14 protein-coding genes and 1 tRNA gene are annotated in these 22,130 nt (G+C 44.9%); 3 read left to right on the forward strand and 12 right to left on the reverse strand.

Going from position 1 to position 22,130, the window contains the following annotated elements; all coding sequences use genetic code 11:
- Nucleotides 1-113: 113 nt before the first annotated feature.
- The 4 genes from U4956_RS03070 to gltX all read right to left on the reverse strand — a co-directional run bounded on the left by U4956_RS03070 (nt 114) and on the right by gltX (nt 4,280).
- Complete coding sequence (locus tag U4956_RS03070) at nt 114-1,151, reverse strand: hypothetical protein (RefSeq protein ID WP_323088967.1); 1,038 nt, start codon at nt 1,149-1,151, stop codon at nt 114-116.
- A gap of 46 nt (nt 1,152-1,197) precedes the next feature.
- Nucleotides 1,198-1,839 (reverse strand): hypothetical protein, encoded by a 642-nt coding sequence (locus U4956_RS03075; RefSeq protein WP_323088969.1) that lies wholly within the window; start codon nt 1,837-1,839, stop codon nt 1,198-1,200.
- Nucleotides 1,836-2,627, reverse strand: coding sequence for a mechanosensitive ion channel family protein (locus U4956_RS03080; RefSeq protein ID WP_323088971.1), 792 nt, complete (start codon nt 2,625-2,627; stop codon nt 1,836-1,838). Before U4956_RS03080 ends, U4956_RS03075 begins: the two co-directional genes overlap by 4 nt.
- Nucleotides 2,628-2,819: 192 nt before the next feature.
- A complete protein-coding gene (gltX, locus tag U4956_RS03085; RefSeq protein ID WP_323088972.1) occupies nt 2,820-4,280 on the reverse strand; it encodes a glutamate--tRNA ligase in 1,461 nt (486 codons plus the stop codon).
- Nucleotides 4,281-4,801: 521 nt separating this feature from the next.
- Here gltX and U4956_RS03090 point away from each other — a divergent pair.
- Nucleotides 4,802-5,068, forward strand: a complete 267-nt coding sequence (locus U4956_RS03090; RefSeq protein WP_323088973.1) for a hypothetical protein — start codon at nt 4,802-4,804, stop codon at nt 5,066-5,068.
- Between the two features lie 553 nt (nt 5,069-5,621).
- Here the strand turns inward: U4956_RS03090 and U4956_RS03095 are convergent.
- A tRNA-Gln gene (locus U4956_RS03095) sits at nt 5,622-5,697 on the reverse strand.
- Nucleotides 5,698-6,265: 568 nt separating this feature from the next.
- Between U4956_RS03095 and U4956_RS03100 the strand changes: the two genes are divergently transcribed.
- A complete protein-coding gene (locus U4956_RS03100; protein WP_323088166.1) occupies nt 6,266-7,639 on the forward strand; it encodes an IS4 family transposase in 1,374 nt (457 codons plus the stop codon).
- A 1,100-nt stretch (nt 7,640-8,739) separates the two neighbouring features.
- On the opposite strand, the gene U4956_RS03105 is transcribed toward U4956_RS03100, so the two are convergent.
- The gene (locus tag U4956_RS03105; protein WP_323088974.1) at nt 8,740-9,057 is read right to left on the reverse strand and encodes a hypothetical protein; all 318 of its coding nucleotides are present in this window, start codon (nt 9,055-9,057) and stop codon (nt 8,740-8,742) included.
- Nucleotides 9,058-9,396: 339 nt separating this feature from the next.
- Here U4956_RS03105 and U4956_RS03110 point away from each other — a divergent pair, with 339 nt between their 5' ends.
- Nucleotides 9,397-9,723: a GIY-YIG nuclease family protein gene (locus U4956_RS03110; protein ID WP_323088976.1), complete on the forward strand. Its 327-nt coding sequence runs from the start codon at nt 9,397-9,399 to the stop codon at nt 9,721-9,723.
- 187 nt (nt 9,724-9,910) lie between these two features.
- Here U4956_RS03110 and abc-f read toward each other — a convergent pair whose 3' ends face one another.
- From abc-f to U4956_RS03140, 6 genes are all read right to left on the reverse strand, one after another.
- Nucleotides 9,911-11,809 (reverse strand): ribosomal protection-like ABC-F family protein, encoded by a 1,899-nt coding sequence (gene abc-f, locus U4956_RS03115; RefSeq protein ID WP_323088977.1) that lies wholly within the window; start codon nt 11,807-11,809, stop codon nt 9,911-9,913.
- A 359-nt stretch (nt 11,810-12,168) separates the two neighbouring features.
- A complete protein-coding gene (locus U4956_RS03120) occupies nt 12,169-13,680 on the reverse strand; it encodes a hypothetical protein (protein WP_323088978.1) in 1,512 nt (503 codons plus the stop codon).
- Nucleotides 13,681-16,266: 2,586 nt separating this feature from the next.
- The gene (locus U4956_RS03125; RefSeq protein ID WP_323088979.1) at nt 16,267-17,184 is read right to left on the reverse strand and encodes an NlpC/P60 family protein; all 918 of its coding nucleotides are present in this window, start codon (nt 17,182-17,184) and stop codon (nt 16,267-16,269) included.
- A gap of 783 nt (nt 17,185-17,967) precedes the next feature.
- Entirely contained in the window at nt 17,968-19,323 is a 1,356-nt protein-coding gene (gene asnS / locus U4956_RS03130; protein ID WP_323088980.1) for an asparagine--tRNA ligase, read from the reverse strand.
- A gap of 325 nt (nt 19,324-19,648) precedes the next feature.
- Nucleotides 19,649-20,290, reverse strand: coding sequence for a redox-sensing transcriptional repressor Rex (locus U4956_RS03135; protein ID WP_395528677.1), 642 nt, complete (start codon nt 20,288-20,290; stop codon nt 19,649-19,651).
- Between the two features lie 605 nt (nt 20,291-20,895).
- Nucleotides 20,896-22,035: a hypothetical protein gene (locus tag U4956_RS03140; RefSeq protein WP_323088982.1), complete on the reverse strand. Its 1,140-nt coding sequence runs from the start codon at nt 22,033-22,035 to the stop codon at nt 20,896-20,898.
- Nucleotides 22,036-22,130: the final 95 nt, after the last annotated feature.

Consider the following 22,130-nt stretch of genomic DNA (forward strand, 5'->3'; position numbering starts at 1 on the left):
GGCTCGGGCGATCATCAAATCCAGAGATCCAGTGATCATCCAGAAACCCATCAAAAAAAGCAGTTTTGCCTGTGCTTGGCGCATTCAGGCAAAACTGCTTTCATCTTTCTTCGTTAATATCCTTCGCCCTCGTAAAGGTCAACTGGGGCGGTGTAAGGATCTACGGCATTTGGATCGATATTCGGATCCACAATCTCTGGATTGGGGTCTGCAGGCTGGGCGTTGGGATCGACGTTCGGATCGACTGGCTGCGCATTGGGATCCGCGTTTGGATCAGCCGGCTGCGCATTGGGATCGACATTTGGATCCGTCGGCTGGGCGTTGGGATCTGCATTCGGATCCGTCTGCCCGGCATTGGGATCAGCAGCCTGGTCTTCAGGATTGGCAGCATCTGCTGGCACATCTTCAAGATCCTGACGTTCCATCGGGACGATGGAATAGATGGGCACCGGATCCTGATGCTGGTAAATCAGATGCAGGCCTTCCCCGCCAAAAATTCCCAGTCCGGCGGTTAAAGCCAGAACCAGCAGGGATTTCATCCAGTAGGTAAACATGTTGGCTGCCTTGAAGGTATTTTCAAGACGCATGTACTTGAACTGGCCCCACAGGTTCATCACCGGAACGGCCAGAATCAGAACCTGCACCAGATACGCGGCAGGGGCAGAGTTAGTCAGGTACAACATTGGCTGCAAGGCTTCACCGGCCACAACCAGATTGGCGTACTCATAGGAGCGAACCCATAAGACATAGTCATTGTAAAAACCAAAGCCAGCCAGAATCCCCACTCCATAGATCAGGTTGATTAAGAAGATCACCTGAATCTTAATGGAGCGCAAGCGGACCTGGCTCATCCGCACGGCTCTTGAAACGGTGCAAAGCCACGTAAAGGTCAGCCAGAACAAATAGATCAGCGGGCTGTAGGGGATCCATGGAAACCCGACACAGAAAATCAGGCTGATCCAGAGCATCAGATTGCCAAGGGTATCGGTGCGCGAATGCCAGCGCTTGATTTTGCGGATTCCAAAGGTCCGCATGGAAAATGGCGTCGTGATCAGCGACAACCACTTTAACGGGATCAGCATCATCAGCATCGCCACAACCAGTACGATTGCTGAAAGCAAGAGATCCTGTCTGGATACAATTTGCGACATACTTTCTTTCCTCTTCAGTCCAGATTTTTATTTCCCGAAATCTGGATCAGATGACGCGTTCTTTTTGGCGGACAGCTCCAAAGAGTTTTCGATGGAGTTCAAAGCCAAGAAAAAACACGATACCACTCAACAGAATAACACTGATTGGCGAAACATAAAGCTTACCAGGTAGAAACCTTGCCACACCCATCACACTTAGATACAAAACAAACAGGCTGCCAAGCCCAAGCCAGCGCTTCCAGCCGCCTTCAAAACGAAGCAGGCATTCAATCAAAAGCTTCACGACCACATACGCACCAATGGTCTGCGCAATGTTTTCCAGACCAAAAGGCATGGCTGCCAGCAGGTTGTGCTGTTCCAGCCCCTGAATAAAAAGCGTCTGGTACAATCCAATCCAGCACGGTGCAAACAACAGAAAATCTGCCAGCTCGCGGCCAGCCCCAAAAGAAGATGCGGCGTATTTCTGCTTGAGACCAGCCACTTTGGCCGGTATCTGTTCCAGCAAGGTTTCATTGGCTTGTGGCTGGTGAAGATCATGGATCATCTGGCCGATAAGCTTTTCCTGCTCTTCAATGGGCGCATTGGTCTTTCGAATCGCAAAAATCAGTTGACGGCCTTTTCTTTTCGCCCAGCCTGGCAGAGCGTAACTTTGAATAGCCGGGGCCTTGAAATAGAGATACAGGTTCATTTCAGCACCTGCACAAGATCAACTGGCGGATTGAGCGCACTGGCTTTGCGCAGCTGTTCAATTTTATCTTTCAGATCGGCCAGAACATCCCAATAATTATCGGTCTGACAATAACAGATCACCTTGATCTGGATGCCCATGCCATCTGGCGTATAATCACCGACAATCGTTTTTGGTGCTGGATTGGCCAAAACGCCGGATTCTTTCTGAAGCATCTCGGTCAGATCCTGGCGGAAACGTTCATAATCATCCTGAACAGACAGCGGAACAAGAATCAGAATCCGCCTGGTTGGCAATGCAGAATAATTGGTGACCGGATTGGCAATCAGGGTTGCATTGGGAATTACGACTTCCTGATTGTCAAAGGTAACCAGGGTTGTAAACATGATTTCAATGGACTGGACGGTTCCTTCCAGCGAATTGCATTCAATATAGTCACCAACTTTAAAAGGCTTGGTGATCAGAATTTCCAGGCCTCCGGCTACGTTGGCCATGTTGTCTTTCAAAGCGAGCGAAATGCCCAGGCCTAACGCCGAAAAAGCACCAACCGCTACGGACATGTCGACACCGATCTGGCCTAAAGCAACGATCACAGCCAGAATCCGGATAAAGATATTCGCAAAAGAGCCAGTAAAGGTCAGAACCCCTTCATCCACGCCCCTGCGGTTGTGCAGCCGCATAATCTGTTTTTTGATGAACGGACCTAAAAAATAGCCCACCATCAGCTCGACGATTGCGGCCAGCAGTTTAATCAGAAAATTGTTATGAAGAAATTGTTCCCAGCTCATACTTCCCTTCCTTTCAAAATCACCATTCGCAATTTTTTTCAGCATGCATCCATCTGCTTTCCTGGCAAGAGAATCAGGCAGCCATTGGCCTATCATTGGCCTATCCAATTGAACAGATGCACCAGCCTGCAAAGAATGGATCATTTTCAAAAAAAGCCGGACTCAATCCAGGATTGAGTTCGGCAGAAAAAACTAAGCTAAAGCCGCTTCGAGTCGTGCGATGGCCGTATCAATTCGGCGTAAGGATTCGTCCTTGCCTAAAATCCAGGCAATTTCAATGGCTCCGCCTGGCGTGAACTGTTTACCAGAAAGGGCAGTCCGAACAGGCCAGAGAACAACACCGTTTTTTACCCCCATTTCTTTTGGCAAAGCCAAGAGGGTTTCATGAACGGATTCTTCTGTCCAGTCTTCCAGATTTTCCAGTGCAGTGCGGACAGCTTTTAAAGCAGTCAGCGCGGATTCTGGAGTGGATTTCATCTTTTTATGACGATACATTTCCAGATCATAGTCGCCAGGTTTATCGAAGAAGTCTACAGATTCTTCAATCTGAGTCAGCACATCAATTCTTGGCTGAATGATCTTGGCAATTTCTTTGAGATCATATGGGCCTTTTATCGCGCGTTCAAGATATGGACGAACCGTTTCGAAGTAAGTGTCCTCATCCATATTGCGCAGATAAATGCCATTCATCCAGGTCAGCTTATCAATATCGAAAATAGCCGGTGACTTGGAAATTCGTTTTACATCAAAGACTTCGATTAATTCTGGCAGAGAATAAATTTCCTGTTCCGTAGGGGGTGCCCAGCCAAGCAAGGCAATGTAGTTGATGATTGCAGCTGGCAAATAGCCTTTAGCCACCAGATCCTGGAAGGAAGCGTCACCGTTTCGTTTGGACAGTTTCTGGTGTTCATCTTTCATTACAGGGGGCACGTGAACATACGTAGGACGATCCCAGCCATAGGCATCATAGATCAGGTTGTATTTTGGTGTAGAAGACAGGTATTCATTCCCACGGACAACATGGGAGATGTTCATGGTGTGGTCGTCGATGATATTGGCAAAGTTGTAAGTCGGGAAACCATCGGACTTTAACAGGATCTGCTCATCAAGCAGGTCGCCGTCAAATTCAATGTGGCCATAGACTTCATCATCAAAGGAAGTTTCACCAACATTGGCAATGGTCTGACGGACAACATAAGGTTCACCGGCATCAAGTCTGGCCTGGATTTCTTCTTTGGACAGGTGTTTGCATGGATCCTGGAACTTGAAGGAAATGCCCAGGGATTCAGCTTCTTTGCGCTGGGCTTCAATATCTTCTTCGGAGCAGAAGCAATAGTGAGCGTGGCCGGTTTTCACGAGCTCTTCGGCATAGCCTTTATACATGCCTAAACGTTCAGACTGAACGTAAGGACCATAGTCGCCGCCGATATCTGGTCCTTCATCCCAGTTCAGGCCAACGTCTTTGAGGGTTTTATAAATAATGTCAACGGCACCTTCGACTTTACGACCCTGGTCAGTATCTTCGATTCGAAGTAAAAAATCGCCGTTCTCATGTTTGGCAATGAGATATTCAAATAATGCGGTCCGCAGGTTGCCGATATGCATATATCCGGTTGGGGATGGGGCAAACCGCGTTCTGACTTTTTTTGTCATGACAATCATTTCTCCTTACTAATCAAGTCAAAGTGTAGTCGATACCGGCTGGATTTGCAAAAAGATCGACATCTTCCGCTCCTTTTCGAATTGAAATCCCCCTTGTCCGCCATCACCATGCCATAACGGTAGGAGCCGCAGACTTTTTTCTACCATACATGATTTTGTTTAAGAGGTTCCATAAGTTTTCTGTTGAATACACCTATCTCAATGATTTCGAAAAACTGTCTATCAAAATCAAAACTCATGAGCTTCCTGGACATTTTTCATGAATTGGAAGCGAGCTGTTAAACGCGTTGTGAATTTATAGGTTTAAAGGGGCAATAAATTGGATCTAACAGATGGGAAAGAAATCGATTGAATATGGAAAGGCTATATCTTCATTCGGTGAAAGCGGATATAATAAATGTGTAATTCTACTTCGATTGGATACTTATTAATAACAAAGTCATTTCTTTGCATAGCGTCTTGAGGACTGCAGAAGGTGATCGTTCAGTTTTGAATTGGAAAGGGGTAAACGAATGAAGAAGAAATTTCGCTCATTCTCGGCTTTTGCTCTGTCTGCCTTATTAATTTGCGCTCCATCCTTTCATGCCTTAGCAGCCGAGAACAATCCAAAGAATTCAGATTCAGCTGTAGTTTCTGAAGAGACTATCCATCGGTTAAATCCGTGGATTTTTTATATCGATGAAGAAAATCGATACGAAATGAAAGCCGGATCCGAAGAAGCACTCGACCTGAACGATTTTAAACGAGCTATATGGCAGCAAGTAAAACAAGAGCTCTGACGGTAGTCCTCAAAATAGTATTGAGTTTGCTTGTGCTTTTGCTCATCGGCCTGCTTCATTTTAGACTGATAAGTCTAGTTCTCTACGCTATTCTTACCACTGCATCTTTCCTGACATTCTGGATGTTGGAACAAAGAATTAAAAAATACAGCACCAAACATGAATAACACCAAGAATAAAAGCTTCGCCTTTTGTCCTCACTATAAATCAGGAAGTTTATCAAGACACAATGGTTGATTCTATTTGTCGACCTTTCATTATGGTGAAACTTCAAGAGCAGATTTTTGACATTGGAAATCCTATCGAAGAATTCAGGAAGAAATCACCTTCCCTTATTCATCTTCCTGGATGAATTAGAAGAGGCAGCAAACCTGGTTGCTGCCTCTTTTTGTTCGTCTACAATTCGTGGAAGTTAACGGATAAAAATCCAGGAAAGATCGGGAAACGAAACCCGAAAAAAAGAAAACGCCTGGCCGTCAGAACCAGAAGGGTAAAAAAAAACCTGCGATTTGCAGGCGTATAAGGAATCAGCTATTGCTGATCTATTTTCATATGGCTGGGGTACGTGGATTCGAACCACGGAAATGGCAGATTCAGAGTCTGCTGCCTTACCGCTTGGCTATACCCCAATGCGATCACGCTCATTTAAGATACTCCAGATCAGAATCAAAGTCAAGCATTTCTTTAGGAAATTTATTTGGCTTTGAATTCGAACTGTTTCGCTCAACTCGAACTCCCATATTAAAGCACTCCTCGGTTTTGAATGCAACTCTAAATCTAATTTTTTTAATTTTTTCGACCGGCTGTCCCTGTTCCAGAGCCTATCAGAAACAAAAAGTCGATGAGGCGCAAATACCTCTAATCCTGAAATGCCATCGGCTTTTCATACACATCACTATTCTCCCCATATCTATAGGATTTTTCTCTTATCGTTTGTCGCATCAGCGGGATCCGGGAGATGAACAGACTCACCTTTAAGAATTTGATGATAGGAATTTGGTGAGTTAGATTCTCTTTTCCATAGTCTCCCCAATGTCATTTAGCTTAGTTTTTGATAGTTAGTATTGTCCACCATCCGTGCACAGATGGTGGATTTTATATTTTCTGGTTTAACGAAAATTAGCTTTGACAACAACTCTATAATTGTCTAATTTAATCCTTATCACGTTGAAAACATAACTTTATAAGGAGGAAAATATGGCAACTAAAGTTACTTCGCCGTCCGTGATTTATCAAAGATTCATGAAATTCCTTGAGGAATTTGCCCACAAACAGGAGAAGATTCTTGCTTCTCAAACAGGAGCTTTCTCACGAAGTCATTATCGATCATCAAAAATAAACTTGTTCCATTTCCTGAATACATCCATTATCGGGAATGGATCAACACTCTCCGATTTATCCATGAACTATTTCGGCATGGGCAGTGTAAGACCATCTGCTTCGGCACTTGTTCAGACAAAAGCCAAGACTCCAGTCAGCGTATTTTCAGCACTGCACAAAGCCACATTGGCACTTTGTTACATGGATAAAAAATATAAAGGGCTAAGGGTAATAGCCTTTGATGGAACCAATGAACCTGTTGCGCCAAATGAAGATGAACCTGACTACATCATTTATGCCAAGAACAAGGAAACCATCATCCGGGCCGGTATTCACATTAACGCTGCCTATGACGTACTTAATGACAAATATCTAGCCATCGTCACTCAAGACCAGAGGTCCAAAGACGAACGGGCCGCTGCTATGAAAATGGTCAAGGAGATTCACGAAGCTTATCCTGGCGAGACATTTCTCTTTGTCATGGACAGAGGGTATTTTTCTTATCCATTGTGTAAGCTTATTGAATCCTTAGGGCACAAATACCTCATACGTATGAAAGAACGAGAGTATAGCTGCCTGACTTATACACAGCTTGACCATACAGAAGACCAGCAGATCAGCCGCATTCTTACCCACCACCAAAGAAAAGAGGAAAAAGAAAACCCCCAGATGAAATACCTGGTCAAAAAATCAATGAGACAGATTGATCAAGAATCTGAATTTATTGATTTTGACTGCAGGGTGGTAGCTATCGAGATTGGCGACAACGTCTGGGAAGGACTGATTACCAATCTGGATGAAGCAGAATTTCCTCCGGAGGCTCTTGGATTTATTTACCACCTAAGGTGGCGAATCGAGCAGAGTTTCTCCTGGCTTAAATATGGAATAGGAATGAAACGTATCCACTCGATAAAAGCAGAATACATCATTCAGGAGATTTATTCATCCCTTATCTTCTACAATCTGGTTTCCGAGATCAAAAAGTGTGTTCTTGAATCATCTCAATCGGATAATAAAGAAGAGAAGCAGACAACTTATGAATACCAAATCAATACAACTAAGGCGATACGGGCTATCAGGAACACGTTTACTCCGAAATGGACGAAAAAACGAACAATCTGTCAAATTACAAAAGCGGAGTTTCAAGCTCTGACCGAGGAGCTGCTAAGAGAAAAACTGCCCGTTCGGCCGGAAAGGAGCTTCAAGCGAAATCTCCATCCCAATCGTTTGATATGGTTCACCTATCGATAAGTGCATTATATGCGCATCTTATTGATACAAACCACCCATACAATTCTTAAAAACGGCTCTTATCGAAGGGTTGTTTTTAGTGCACCTATTTTGATGAATACAGCCAAATCAATCAGTATATTTTGTGCTTGGTTGGTGCATATGGATATAATCAGCAGCAAATTCTATTCCTATCATCCACTTTGTCTTTGATTTTTATACAAAGTTTGAGGTCATATTTTTCTAGCTAAATGACATTGATAGTCTCCCAGTTTTTCAAGCAGCTTTGAGCGAATTTATTCTTTCTTTGCCGTGGTAAATTCAGATCCATTTTTATCGAGAACTTTCAAGCTCGGAACGGATCCGACAGGATGCGGCGAAGCATTGCATCGCAGGCTTCGTCCTGAATGGCTTTGCTTTCATACCTGGAAATGGCGGATTCTTCCCATCCAAGTGTTATCAGTCACATTCTATTGGTCAACTTTTTGAAGAAAACGTCACAATCTTTTGCATGAAGGGGTACCCCTTCATGCAAAAGATTGTGACGTTTTTCATTTAATTATTTTGCACGATAACTGGTTGCTCCATAATGAAATTATGTCAGGTTTTTCAACCGTCTTAACCTCCGAATCCAGATGTCTTTCTGCAGGTGACTAATGCGGCTATCATTGCGAATAATCCCATTAACTTTAAAGCTGGTCAATCCGGCGACTGGCAAGATCTATACAACAGTTTTGTCGAGTCCGCAGGCGATTTCTCCTCAATTGCCTGTCCGCATTGCGGTTGTCAATGTACGTTTAAGCGCTGCCGCACCTACAGCCGATTCTTTTATAACTGTCAAGAGGATCATAAATCAGGCTACGTGTTAGATATCGTTATCCTGAAATGTCAGGCAGAAAACTGTGGCTATGAGCACGCTCTTTTTCCGTCGTGGATCTGCCCAGTACAGGAACTCGCATTCGTTTCCGAGCAATATGGTCAAGTGCTCGGCTTGTTCCGTTGAGCAAGTTCATTACACGACGATATGAAATTGGGGACGCCAGAATGAGAGAAGATCCTGCAGATCAGTTTCTCAGTGAAGATGATCTTGGCTTTTAGGTCACTGTCCTGACAAGCCCCTTCTAATTCCTCAGACGTATATAAGGCTGCTTTGCCAGATCCACTTGCGACAGGCCGCAACTTTCTCTAAGTTTGACCATCTCATCAGAGGTAAGCAAACCATTTTGAATTCGATACGCATCTCTTGCCTTCAGTAGGTTTGCGTCACTCATCGCTCCGGTCTCAAATTCATTTTCATCTTCCGAAGCATTCCTGCACAAATAGTATCTTTCTGCATAAGTGACTTCCTGTCCCTTGATGATCAGCGATGTTGTTCGTTCTCTTTCTTCAACTTCGTGTTCCTTACCGCATAAGGGGCAGTGCATATCAATCTTTTTCAATCATTTGCTGTCTTCCATCGTCGTATCCTTTCCTGATTCTTCGCAAAATCAAACTTCATTTCCGGCAATAAAACCTTGGCTCTTATTTTGGCTCTTTAGGAAAGCCAGAAACATTCGCCACCGGGCGGTATACTTAACTATCTCTTGAGAGTATGGCGGATCCATGAATATGTCGTCCAGCAATGAAAGTGGGAATTCATTTTCTGTCGGAAAGATTTTTCCCAAAATCCTATTGGTTTATCTGCCATTGATTGATCCGGTCTTTGCGGTGGGTATTTGTGCCGATAACTCTTTCCATGTGGTTTGAAGGCCGATGCGTGAATCGATACAATGTAAGGCATGGAAGGAACACCGCTTTACTTTGTCTACATACTCGTCTGTCATGACGGAACGTTTTATACCGGCTATACACCCGATCTAATCCGGCGCCTGAAAACTCATAATGCTGGACGGGGTGCCAAATATACGAAAGCCCGAACGCCGGTTTATCTGATTTATCATGAAGTATTTCTGGACCGGCACGAGGCACTCCGCCGCGAATATCGGATTAAGCAGCTGACGCGCCAGGAAAAGCTTGCTTTGGCTACCGGCCGACCGTTCTGTCTGGCTGAGACGGCAAAGCTGTTTGCCGGCCAGAGGAGCATTGTGGCCAACGAAGCTGCATAAAAAAGAGCTTTTCACTCTTATTGATCATTTGGATCGGTGAGTGAAAAGCTCTTTGTTTGTATAGAGAGTTCAAAGAAGCTGAAAGTTCAGATTGAAGCATTCCTTCGAGCAAGGCTTCAAGCAGGATTTCAAAAACAAATTCAAAAACCCCTTCAAGAGATTGGCTTCAATCTTCAAGCCAGTGCTCTTAGGCCATTTCCTCCAGGCGGGTCATTTTTTCTTCCCATTCCTTGGTCAGATTGGCGATTTCATTGTGCTTGTCATCGATCTTCGCTTCCAGTTCGTCCATTTTCCGGTAGTCTTGATAGTATTCCGGTTCATAACGAAGATCGCGCAGAGTTTCCAGATCTTCTTCCGCTTTGGCAAGCAGCTCTTCGAGCTTAGCGCAGCGATTGGTCAGCTGGTTCTTTTCCTGACGAAGCATGGCCGCTGTTTTTTCCGGTTCCGGCTTTTTCATCTGCCGGCCGCGGCCAGCAGGGGCAGCTTCGATCTGGTTGAGTGTGCCAGCTTTTTTCTTTTCTGTATATTCGTTATAGCTCAGGTCATACATCTTGCTTTCCGGGCCAACAACCAGGACTTTATCCGCCATTTTGGATAAGAACATTCGGTCATGGCTGACAAACAGCAGCGTGCCATCATAGTTCTGCAGCGCTTTTTCCAGTGCTTCTTTGGCCGGAATATCGAGGTGGTTGGTCGGTTCGTCAAGAATCAACAAATTGTCATGGGCCATCATCAGTCTGGCCAGCGATAAGGAGACTTTTTCGCCTCCCGACAGGTCATTGACTTCCTTGAAGACTTCATCTTTGGTAAACAGGAAAGCAGCCAGCACATTGCGAATCTGCGTCTGGGTGCTGTCTGGCTGATCATCCCATAAGGTGTCAATGACCGTCTTGGTCGAATGCATAGCAGCTGTTTCCTGGTCGAAATAGCCAATATCGATCTGGTGGCCAAAATCATACTGGCCGCCAAGGCTTGGCAGTTTGCCGGTCAGGGTTTTGAGCAGCGTAGACTTTCCAATGCCATTTGGGCCGATAATTCCGACCCGATTCTGGCGAAACAGGTTGAAGCTGACTTTGGATAAAGGTTTGTCATAACCAAAAACCAGGTTGTCTACTTCCAGAACGCGGTTGCCCCCTTTGCGGCCAGAAGTAAAAGTTGCCTTGATCACTGAGTTATCGGCTTTGACATCTTCAATCCGGTCCATCCGCTCGAGATATTTGATTTTGGATTGCGCAAAGGCTGCTTTGTTTTTTTTGTAACGGAATTTTTCGATGAGTTCTTCCATGTGATGGATCTCATCCTGCTGACGCAGATAGGCTTCATGGTTCTTTTCGATCCATTCTTCCTTGGCTTTGACATAGTGGGTATAAGAACCGGGATAGCGCGTTGTTTTTCCATGTTCAATTTCCACGATTTCATCACAGACATGATCCAGAAACATCCGGTCATGGCTGACAAGAATGACGGCACTTGGATAGCGGCTGATGTAACTTTCCAGCCATTCAATGGAATCGAGATCCAGATGGTTGGTTGGTTCATCGAGCAGCAAAACATCCGGTTTTTCTAACAGCAGGCGAACAAGCGCAATGCGGGTCTGCTGGCCGGAAGAAAATTCATCCAGACGTTTGTCCAGATCTTTTTCTTCGAAGCCGAAGTGGAAGAAAACCGACTTCATTTCATGCTCGTAATCATACCCGCCCAGGGTTTCAAATTCATTTTGCAGGCGATCATACTTTTCGAGCTGCTTTTCTGAGTGGTCTTCACCAAGAATCATGGCCTGCTTTTCCAGCTCTTTTTCCAGAGCTTTCAAGGGTTCAAATACTTTTTCGAGTGCTTCTTTGACCGTGATGGTTTTGTCATTAAATACAGTCTGTGAGAGGGTTCCGATGCGGGTGGCATTCGGAATAATCCGCTCTCCTTTTTCAACGTCTTCCTGGCCGGAAATGATATTTAACAACGTGGTCTTGCCGCATCCATTGCGGCCGACCAGTCCGATTTTTTCAGTTCCTTTTACTTGCAGGCTTGCCCCCTGCAAGATGTCATGCGCGCCAAATGACTTATACAGATTCGAAACTTGAAGTTTCATTTGCAATAAGCGCAAGGATTCCCTGCTCTTTTCTGCCTGGGCTAGGTTTTTAGAGGGTGGTCTGCTTTCCGGATCAATAAAAGGCAGACCTTGGCAAAAACAGAAATTCTCAGACAAAGGCAGATGGAATGCAGGGAGAAGGAATTGCGCGCCCTCCTTTCCATATCTGAATATCCAGAGTCCTTTTTGGCGGACTCTTTCCTTATATAAATTTGTACAGTATATAAACTTGTACCGGTTAGTCTTATGTGTTCAATTTATAGACGTGCTTAACAGGCTTTCCTGTAAGCTTGTTCTTTCTGTTTACATTGGATTCTCCGATTTTAAGACAACGCTTTTTTGTCTTTCTATTGATTGGCTTATTGGCCATCGATGGCTGGCTGTTCTTGAATGGGCTCTTCTACAGGGGCGCTCAAAGAAGGATCGGCATGTTCAGCCGGTTCGGTTACCGGAGTTTCAGACTCTTGGACTGCCATCTGGCTGGAACCAGCCTGCTGCGTGCTCAGCCTGCTCAGATCAATGGGCGTCGAGATATGGGCATACTGAAGGATGCCTTCACTGATTCCTCTGGCAATCGCATCGATATGTTCGAGAAAGTAAGTCCGGCTTTCGGCATTTTCGGTGGACGCAAAGCCAAACAGAACACCGTTCATGCCATAGGCCTGTGAATACTGGCTGTTCACTTCAAAACCGGCAGCCTGACCAGCACTGGTCACTTTACCACCAGATTCGCGGATTGCGGCCGTATTGGTCAGTTTTGTATAGTTGTAGTTTTCATCCGGCTGAAACAGATCATACCCATTGCCCTGATTGAGCTGGGTCAGGGTCGAGATATTTTCCAGTTCGACCCCATTCTGATTCAGGCAGACCGAAATTTCATTCCCCAGTCTGCCATTGGTAAATGGGCTGGACAGAACAAACGGACGGGTATAATCCTGCGTATACATGCTCAGGGATAAGAAAATTTTTGCCTGTGCCCGATAGCCCGTTTCAATTGTGCTCTCGGGGCCGACATAAGTCGCTTCTTTGACTTTTTGATGGGAATAAATGACTTTCAGTCCTGTGCTTTCCAGATTGGCTTTGATCTTTTCAGCCAAAGCCCAGGCCTGCTGGGTTTCGGAGAAGCCATCGATTGAATCTTCAAAGGTTATCTCATCTGCGGGCCAGGCCAGGGTGCTTGGATCAATGCAAACATCCGCAACGGTCTCCAGCGGATCGCTTTCCGTGACTGCGATATACAAATATGGTTTGTCCGTCTGAATATTGTAGCGATCCAGATAATAAGGACTGGAAGCGACCTGCACTTTTTTGACTTTATCATTGTCGCGCATGGTTACAAACGTATCTTCAAGGGTCGCACTTTCGGTGTAGGCGCGTTTGGGCTTATAGCCATCGGACAGATACACTTCATATACTCCTTCGGGAAGCAGCTGCAAGTCAATGCCTGCATCGGCCCCGCCGCTGAAGGTCGAGGAAATCGTATTTCCATCTTTAATATTGCGCAAAGACACATTCCGGCCAAAAAAGCCATCGGTTTCCATGGGTTCAAAAGTGCGATCATAGAACACCAGGGATGTCCCGTAAATCGTCATATCTTCCACCTGAACCGTATCTTCAAAGGTGCTTTGCGGCAGTTCTTTCAGATCTGACAGCTGGATCTGATCGAGGTAAGTCATGGAACGCTTTGGACTGAAAGCTTTTGGCAGCCAAAGACACAAAGCAATTACAATCACCAGCCCAATCACAAGGGCACTCGCCAGAATCTTGCTTTTTGAGCTGAAACGCTTGCGCGTTGGTTTTCTATTCGAAGCAGATGGCTTCTTGCCATCCGGGATTTTTTTATATTGATTTTTATTTTTCTTCTTGGTCATGGTTTAAGAGTATCGAAATCTCAGCCAAAAAAAAAGCAAAGAAAAAGAAGAGCTGCGACAACCCTTCTTTTCCCAAAGCTATAAGATTAAAAGAGGAAATAATGGAAAGATTCAACTTTGAACCAGCCGCTTTCTGGTTCCCTGCTCGTTATCTTCTTTCCAAGCTCACTATAACATTGCTTTTTTTGGTCTTGTGTTTTACGCCCGAAAAAATGAAATCCACAAAAAAAGCCGACGGGCATCGGCTTTAGAGAAAAGAAAGGGATTTTGCAGAAAAGACTCTGCATGTCAGAGCGGGATCATCTGACGGTTTTGAATATACATTCCTTTTCTCAAAAGAACATTAAATCCTCAGGGAAATTTTGCGAAAACAACATGCCGAAACAAAATAAAAATCTGGATGGGCGAAATCCAGATTTTTATCAGATGAGAGTAAGAGAAAAGAAAGGAAATTATAATGAGGAAACCTGCTGCTTGATTTCCATGGCTTTATCCTAGCAGAAAGCCCTCAGGCAGAAATGTATTTTGCTTGATTTTTTTATTCAGCCTTTATGACAAGCCAGGCGCTTCTTAATCCCAGTCTCTTTCGGCTGCTCTAAAAATTAACCTGGATTTTTAGATTCTGATCCGACCTCAAAGCCAGAAAAGGTGTTCAGAAAATGGATTCGATCCTTTCTGCACAAATCCATTTTCAAGACCATCCCGTCTGATCAGAAGTTGAAAACAAACCAAATCGGCCGCAATTTCGCGTTTTTCGCCATGGAAGGCAGCAGAGTCATAATCCAGAACAAATAAAAACCGGAGATGGGCGAGATCTCCGGTTTTTAAAATATGGTTAAGAGAAAAAAGAAAGGAAATTTAGGAAATCCGCTGCTTGATTTCCATGGCCTAATCCTACCACATTCTTTATGGGATTGGTGTATGAACATTGAGTTTTTTCTTCCGATGTTATGAGCGGAATTTTGTGGAGAATGTCGAATCTTAATTTTTCTGAAGTCTTGAAACGCATTTTGCATTAGAATCCAATCCTGGCTGAATATGAAAGTCTCTTTAAGGCAACTGGAAATCGGCTTTGATCCCTTTTTCTGACCCGTTATCGGTCCAGAAAAATTCAATTCTTTCAGCATTTCCTCCAAAATTCATCCCCAAAAACATGCCAGTTTCGTACATTTTTCAGAAACTGTTTCCGAAACACTCCATTTCATTTTCATTTTGTTTTTGCCATCCTGCAAATTCAAGATCGCCAATGATTCGCCTGCAGCTGTCTTTTTTGGATCCCTGATTCCTGCCATCCCCGAACGCCCTGCTTTTTTCGATAAACATTTCTGATCAGAACTCCATTGAAATGCCCCGTGTTGTGCCAGAGCAAGTTGCGCAATCTTTGATTGTTTTTAAACACGTAAAAACCCGATCTGGCGGGGACCGGGTTTCTACTATGATAAGAGAAAAAAGAAAGGAAATTTAAGGAAACCTGCTGCTTGATTTCCTTGGCTATACTGTACCTGATTTCCTGAATCTTCCCAATTTTAACGCTCATAAACTTTATAACTTCTTTACAAAACTTCTGGACATCTTTAGGCCATCCAAGCCAACAGACCCCTGCCACCGCCATGCGCCAGGTATGAGCAGACAGCTATATCCATCTCGAGCCCGGATCCAGGCAAAACGAAAAAGCTAAACATTGAAACTGAAAAGGTCTGGATATGAGTTGCAAAGACCGAAGATCACTTCTCTAAAACGCAATAACCGACCGAGGTGGCGAAACCCGGTCGGTTATTGCGTCTATTATATGAGAAGAGAAAGAGATAAGAAAGGAAATACAATCTAAGGAAATCTGCTGTCTGGTTTCCTTGATTCAAAAATACAGGATCTGATTTCAAAACGGCTCGTAAACGCCCGTTTTTTTATTTGCGGCTTTTTCGATTGCCTTATTGGCCTGTCATGCCCAAAATCCTTCTTGATCCATCAGGCTCTTTGACATTCCATGTCTATTACGGAAAAGGTTTCTGGAAAATTATCTCTTCAGGTCAATCATTTTCCGAATCCGAAACATATCCCAGTTCTTTGAGTTTTTGTTGGGCTTCAGGTTTTAACAGGTGATAACGATCAATTAAAAGACAAATCAAATGGGTATGACGATGAAGAGAATTTGTTCCTTTCTGAATGTACTCCCAGCTTGGTCGATAAGCAGCCTGCTCGACTTTTATAAGATTTGGGCATATTTTCCGTAATTCGTTTTGAGATCCGGAAATCTGCTGCTCCAGATGAGCAGTTTGGGAAATCTTTGATCCACTTTCAAAAAAGCAGACATCGATTTTTGAGTATTTCTGACTTTCTTTTCCGAACGACTTACGGTTCCTTAAAGGGAGAATAAGTCCGCAGGCTTACCATTGGCCAGAGACTGACTTTGGGCAGTCTGGCGATTTTTTTAACCTCATTTTTCATCTCTTGCTTACGCAAAAACATCCGCAAAATTTACCGCAGCTTAGCTGAGCGATTCTTCGCTGCAGCCGGCATAAAAAAATGACCGCCTTGATTGCTGGAAACAGCGTGGCAGTCGCAGAATGATTCAGTTCGCCTTAAAGATTAGGGCAGGATTGGATGAACGTATCCAACCAGTGGTGTAGAGCAGTTTACGCTGAAAACGGCCGTGGTGTATCCATTCCATCCGCCATGAACAGCCTGTCCATCACCGATGTAAATCGCCACATGTCCCTGGTAGACAATGATATCTCCTGGAACCGGATTGTCTGTGAGAGGTCCTAAAGACAGGTAAGCGGCAGGAGCGCCATGAAAGTCAATTCCAACTGCTTTCAGGGAATTTGTCACCAGCATGGTGCAGTCCTGATTGACGCCAATCTGTGCCAAGGCTGCCTGGGCAATGCGATCATACGCAGCCGGGTCGCCAACCCCAATGCCATCTGCACCATAAGCATAATTGCCATGCGTGACATTGGTTTCCATCACACCATCCGAAGCAAAGCTGTATTGTTTATCTTCGATGGTCTTGATTTCTCCAGTTACTGCGCTTCCATCTTCATTGAGGTAGTAGCGCTTGCCATTATTTTCGACCCAGCCGGCCTGAGTTTTTCCCTCTTTGTCCAGGACATAAGTCTTGCCGTTTTCAGTGATCAGTCCGCTTTCGAGCTGACCCTCTTCGTTATAGTAGTAAGTAGATCCATTCTGGTTTACAAATCCTGTAGCCATTTCTCCTTTTTCATTGAAGTAGTAGCTGCCGGAATCGTCTTTGAATGTTCCTGTTAATTTTTCACCATTTTCATTTAAGTAGTAGGTTTTCCCATTGATCTGAGTAAAACCGGTCTTACGGGTTGCCTGTACACCTTCTGTAGCGGCTTTAGCCCGGTTATTATCGAGACTAGCAATCTGAACCGATTTAACTGTTGGCTCAGTTTCAGCGGCACACACAGGAGCGCCTGTGAATGCTCCAGTCATCATCAGAGTAGTGCCCAGCGAAAGAACTGCTTTTCGAATCTGTTTTTTCATGTTCGCGTCCTCCTTGTTGACTCGAACAGATTAACAATCCTCGTTTTTGAAAGCAAAATGATCGGAAAGATTTTGTTTAGATTTTCTTAATAATTACGGACAATATTATCCTTGACACCCTTTAAATAAAAACCATTTACAACTGTATTGGGATTTTGTGGGATTCTGTTGAAAATCATGGAATTTAAAGTTGTTCATTATTCGTAGACATATTATAATCAGTTCTCTAACCTCCACAGACAGAAAGAAAGCCGTTTCAGCCTATTTTCCGGGCGCATTTAAGACCGTTTAATTCAATCATCTTTAATCCTGCTTTAATAAATCTTCTATGTATGATGAACAATTTTGCGGATTTCAAAGGCCTGAAATTGACCTTTAGATCATCATAATCCGACGTTTTGCAAAGCTCGAAATCACATTTGAATACCGAAATTCTTACGAAATTCGAAAGAAGTATCGGTGAACACACTGCTTTCGCCGTTTTTCATACATTTGATATTTCAATGACAAGATGGGGTGATGGGGTTTTATGAGGCTGCTTTCTTTTCATTTTCCCTGTCAGCAAGCATTTGACCTCACCAAAAAATCCTTCATCATCACACGAAGGAAATGAGCAGAAGCGTTTTATCCAGACTAAGGCCAAACAGGGATTGATTGCCTGTCCTTCTAAACCAGAGAACAGGAACAAATAAAAACAGATCCCATAGCCAGGAAGGTTCTGGGATCTGTTGAGTTGTTTTCTTTGAGAGTGTGCGCTTCTTTGATTCTGCGTACTTCTTCGATTTAGAAAATCAGGTTTCTTGGAGTCCGTGGATAGGGCTGGACGTCACGGATGTTCTGAATACCGGAGAGGTACATTAACATACGGTCAAATCCCAATCCGAATCCGGAGTGAACGCAGCCACCGAAGCGGCGCAGATCCATGTACCACTGCAGGATTTCTTCATCCATGCCTAAGGCATCCATTTTGGCTTTCAGAACGTCGTAGCGCTCTTCACGCTGGCTTCCGCCAACCAGTTCGCCGACATAAGGAACGAGCAGGTCGCAGGCCGCTACTGTCTTGCCGTCTTCGTTTTCCCGCATGTAGAAGGCTTTGATTTCTTTTGGATAGTCTGTCAAAAAAACCGGGCCGCCGACTACTTCTTCACAGATGTAGCGCTCGTGTTCAGACTGGAGATCCATCCCCCAGAAGATATCGTTGTTTTCAAAACGTCCTTTGGCTTTCTGGAGTTCTTCAATGGCTTCACTATAAGGCATGCGTTTGAAGGTCGAGCTGGCCACCGCTTTGACACGGTTGATGCAGTCTTTGTCGATGACCCGTTCGAAGAAGGCCATTTCTTCGGGTGCGTGCTCAAGAACGTAGTTGATGCAGTATTTAACCATATCTTCGATCACATCCATGTTATCGGACAGATCCGCGAAGGCCATTTCTGGTTCGATCATCCAGAATTCGGAAGCATGGCGGGTTGTGTTGGAGTTTTCAGCCCGGAAAGTTGGACCGAATGTATAGACGTTGCGATAAGTCAGGGCAAATGGTTCAACGTGCAGCTGACCGGATACGGTTAACTGAGCGTGTTTGCCAAAGAAATCTTTTTCATAGTCCTGGTTTTTGATGGTAGTGACAGTAAAGCACTGGCCTGCCCCCTCGGCATCGTTTCCGGTGATTTCTGGGGTGTGGACATACACAAATCCGCGATCCTGAAAGAAGGTATGGATCGCCATGGACAATACGGAACGGACACGGAAGATCGCATAGTATGTATTGGCACGTGGACGGACGTGGGGGATTTCACGCAGGTATTCAAAGCTGTGGCGTTTTTTCTGGAGTGGGTAATCATGATCAGCCATGCCTAAAACCGTGATTTTTGTCGCGTTGATTTCTAATGGCTGTTTGCCCTCTGGTGTCACTTTGACAACCCCGCTCACTTCAATAGCGGATCCAGTTGTGATCTTTGTTGCTTCATCATAGCCTCCCATTTCAGGGGTGTAGACGATCTGTAAGTTGGAGAATGTCGAGCCATCGTTGAGTTCGATGAAGCTGACGTTTTTGGATTTACGGTTGGTTCTGACCCATCCCTGAAGGGTGACTTCTTTTCCATCGTAATCCTGAAGATTTGATTTCAGTTTTTTGACTAACATATTCAAATTCCTTTCTGTATGTAAAAGTTTCTGGCTGAACTTCGTGAGTATGGTTTCATGCATGCCCGTCATCAGCAAACCGCCGTGAAAAAAAGCAGGAAACAAAAAACGCTCCTCAATGACTTAAAAGTCGTGAGGAGCGATTGTTACCGCGGTACCATCCTGCGTTCCCTTTTCGGGCACTTGATTAGGCCTTAACGCGGCCAACGGGACTGTCTACCATTCTAAAGAACTTCTCCAGTCCGGCTGGGCAGGTGTTCAAATTCCTGGTTCTGCTCCGGGTTTCACCATTGCCCCGTCTCTCTAGGCCAGAGTTGCAGGAATTTCACTGCTTCGATGCCGTTGAATCCATCGAGTTTGTTGTAAATACGAGTTCCTGGATAGAAGATACCACATCGACAGCTTTGACAGCAACTCCATGCGGAACCTGAAAATGCTGGTGGGTAAAATCGACAATCCCGGTAATTCCGTTTTCGATCAAACGGTCTACTGTATTCTGCACATCTTCCGAGATGGTCAGAATCGCAATGCGGCATCCTTTGGGAATCCGCTGCTCAAGTTCATCGAGCAGATAGACATTAATTCCAAACATGTTGCCGACTTTAGCAGGGTCTGTGTCAAAGGCACAGGTGATCTCACCGACCACATAATCCCATTTATTGTAGTTTAATAAGGCCCGCCCAAGGTTACCAGCGCCGACCAGAATAATTTTTTCGTCGAAATCGACTCCAAGCTCAGAATTGAAGATGTCGATCAGCTTGTCTACATCATATCCATAGCCCTGCTTGCCAAGGCTGCCCAGGAAAGAAAAATCCCGGCGAATGGTCGTTGGTTCGATATCTACGAAATTGCTCAGTTCCCGGGACATAATCTTCGAGACCCCGTTTTTCTGCAGTTTGCGTAATGCCTTGAGATAAACTGGATATCTCTGCAGCGTTGCCTTTGGAACAGAGTTTGCATTTTTCATCTTCATCACCGCACCCATAATACCATCTAAAATTCAATTTGTGAATTTGCGATCAACATTAACAAAACTCCTGTTAAAAAGTTGCGCATTCTGGCCAGGAACTCTGGACTTTTTTGCATCATGAAAGGCTTTTCATCCAGACTGAATGCACGAGATTTGCTCCACTTCCCCATTTGGGCATGAAGTTCGCTTCAGTACTCTTTCCATGGATCGTTTCGAGCAATATTTACAAACTCGCTGATCCGCTCTCCAGACTGCCAAACGATGCAAAAGAAAACAGAAACTGCCCTTCAAAAACTGAAAACCAAACAGAAAAAAAGACCAGGATCACGGCTCTTACGCAAATATTGTGTTTAGCTATCATCATTATTATCGACGATAGCAATTGCCGCTAAGCCCAATAACCCAAGATGCGATAGGCCAACTCATCTCGAATTAGGTATTGATTATTTAATCAACAATATGAATGATGCAAGCTTATTCATTCGCTAGGATTACTCGTGTTAAAAACTACATTTGCGTAAGATCCAGGATCACTCCTGATCTGATGTTCTGATTTTGAATGCAGTCCTTAAACATCTGCATGATTTTTGCATCATTTCTATTTACATCTGCGAGTTGGAAGGCTCTTGGCGCGACAGGTCAAACAGGGACAGATCCACATCGATAACCGGCAGATCATCGACCGAAATATCAAAGCGTGATTTCTGTCTTCGCTGCTCATTTCGCAATGCATTGGCTTCTACCCGCTCTAAAATCTGTTCTCTTTCCTCCGTCGAAAGCGATCCGGTCTGATCCAGATTGTTCAGGGTAACAGGACCAGAAGCGCTCAAAGCCGGCTGAGAAGCAGAAGCATTGGCATAACGCACAGCGCGGGATGCGCCAACCGGACTGACCTGGCGGCGCGGCTTGCGGCCAAGCAGAGTTCTGGAAGGTTTTGAAGTCTTGCCATTGGCGGCGGTTGTGCGCCTGGTTTGTTGTTGTCGTTGCTGCTTTTCCAGGGTTCTGGCCTGGTCAAGGCCAAAGCGGCGTTCTTGTTGAATCTGACGTGCTTTCTGACGTGCCAGTCTGGCCCGGTCTTTTCCCTCTTTCCAGGCGGCATACATTTCCTTGAGATCATAGAGATCCGGAAAGAGCGGCAGGTTTCGAACTGGTAAAGAGCGGATAAACTGACGGCTTGGCTCACTCATCCGTTTTGTCATCATCTTCAGGCGCCTGATCTCCAGGCGTCTTTCAAACCAGAGAAAATAGTAAGCCGCAAGCAGCCCATAAATCAGCAGGCCGCTCCAGAAGCACCCCCAGAAATTCCAGTGAAACACCAGTACCAGCAGGCTTGTCAGCACCCCTAAAAACACCGCTGCGCCAATCACCGCCATCCAGGCAAGTTTAGAAGGATAGCGTCGAAATTTAGCGAGCAGTTTTTCATCTGGCTCAAACTGTGGATAGATCGGCTGATTGAACTCAATGGACTCATAAAGCATTCCCTTTAACGGTCTGCCCCAGGCTTCAAGAATCGCGTTCTGCCAGTATCGGAGCGCTCTGGCTGATCCTGGATTGCGCTGACTGCCATCCATCTTTTCCAGCATGGCCATCGCCTTGAGAACAGCGTTGGGGGAAAGTGGTGAGCCTTTCAGTGTCTTTAAATATTCAAGGAATCGGGAGTTGGACATGGAAAACGCAGAAATCTCGTTTTTCATGGAGCGCTCAATCTGGACGAGCGCAATGTACTCGACATCTTTTTCCATGCTTTTCCTCCTTTTCTTTTTCCTGGTGGTGGCACAGATACTTCAGTATAACAAATTCACAGGGGATTGATGCCGATCAAGCCAGACTTTATCCT

Source organism: Allobaculum sp. JKK-2023, from assembly GCF_034745455.1.
Taxonomy (GTDB): Bacteria; Bacillota_I; Bacilli_A; order Erysipelotrichales; family Erysipelotrichaceae; genus Allobaculum.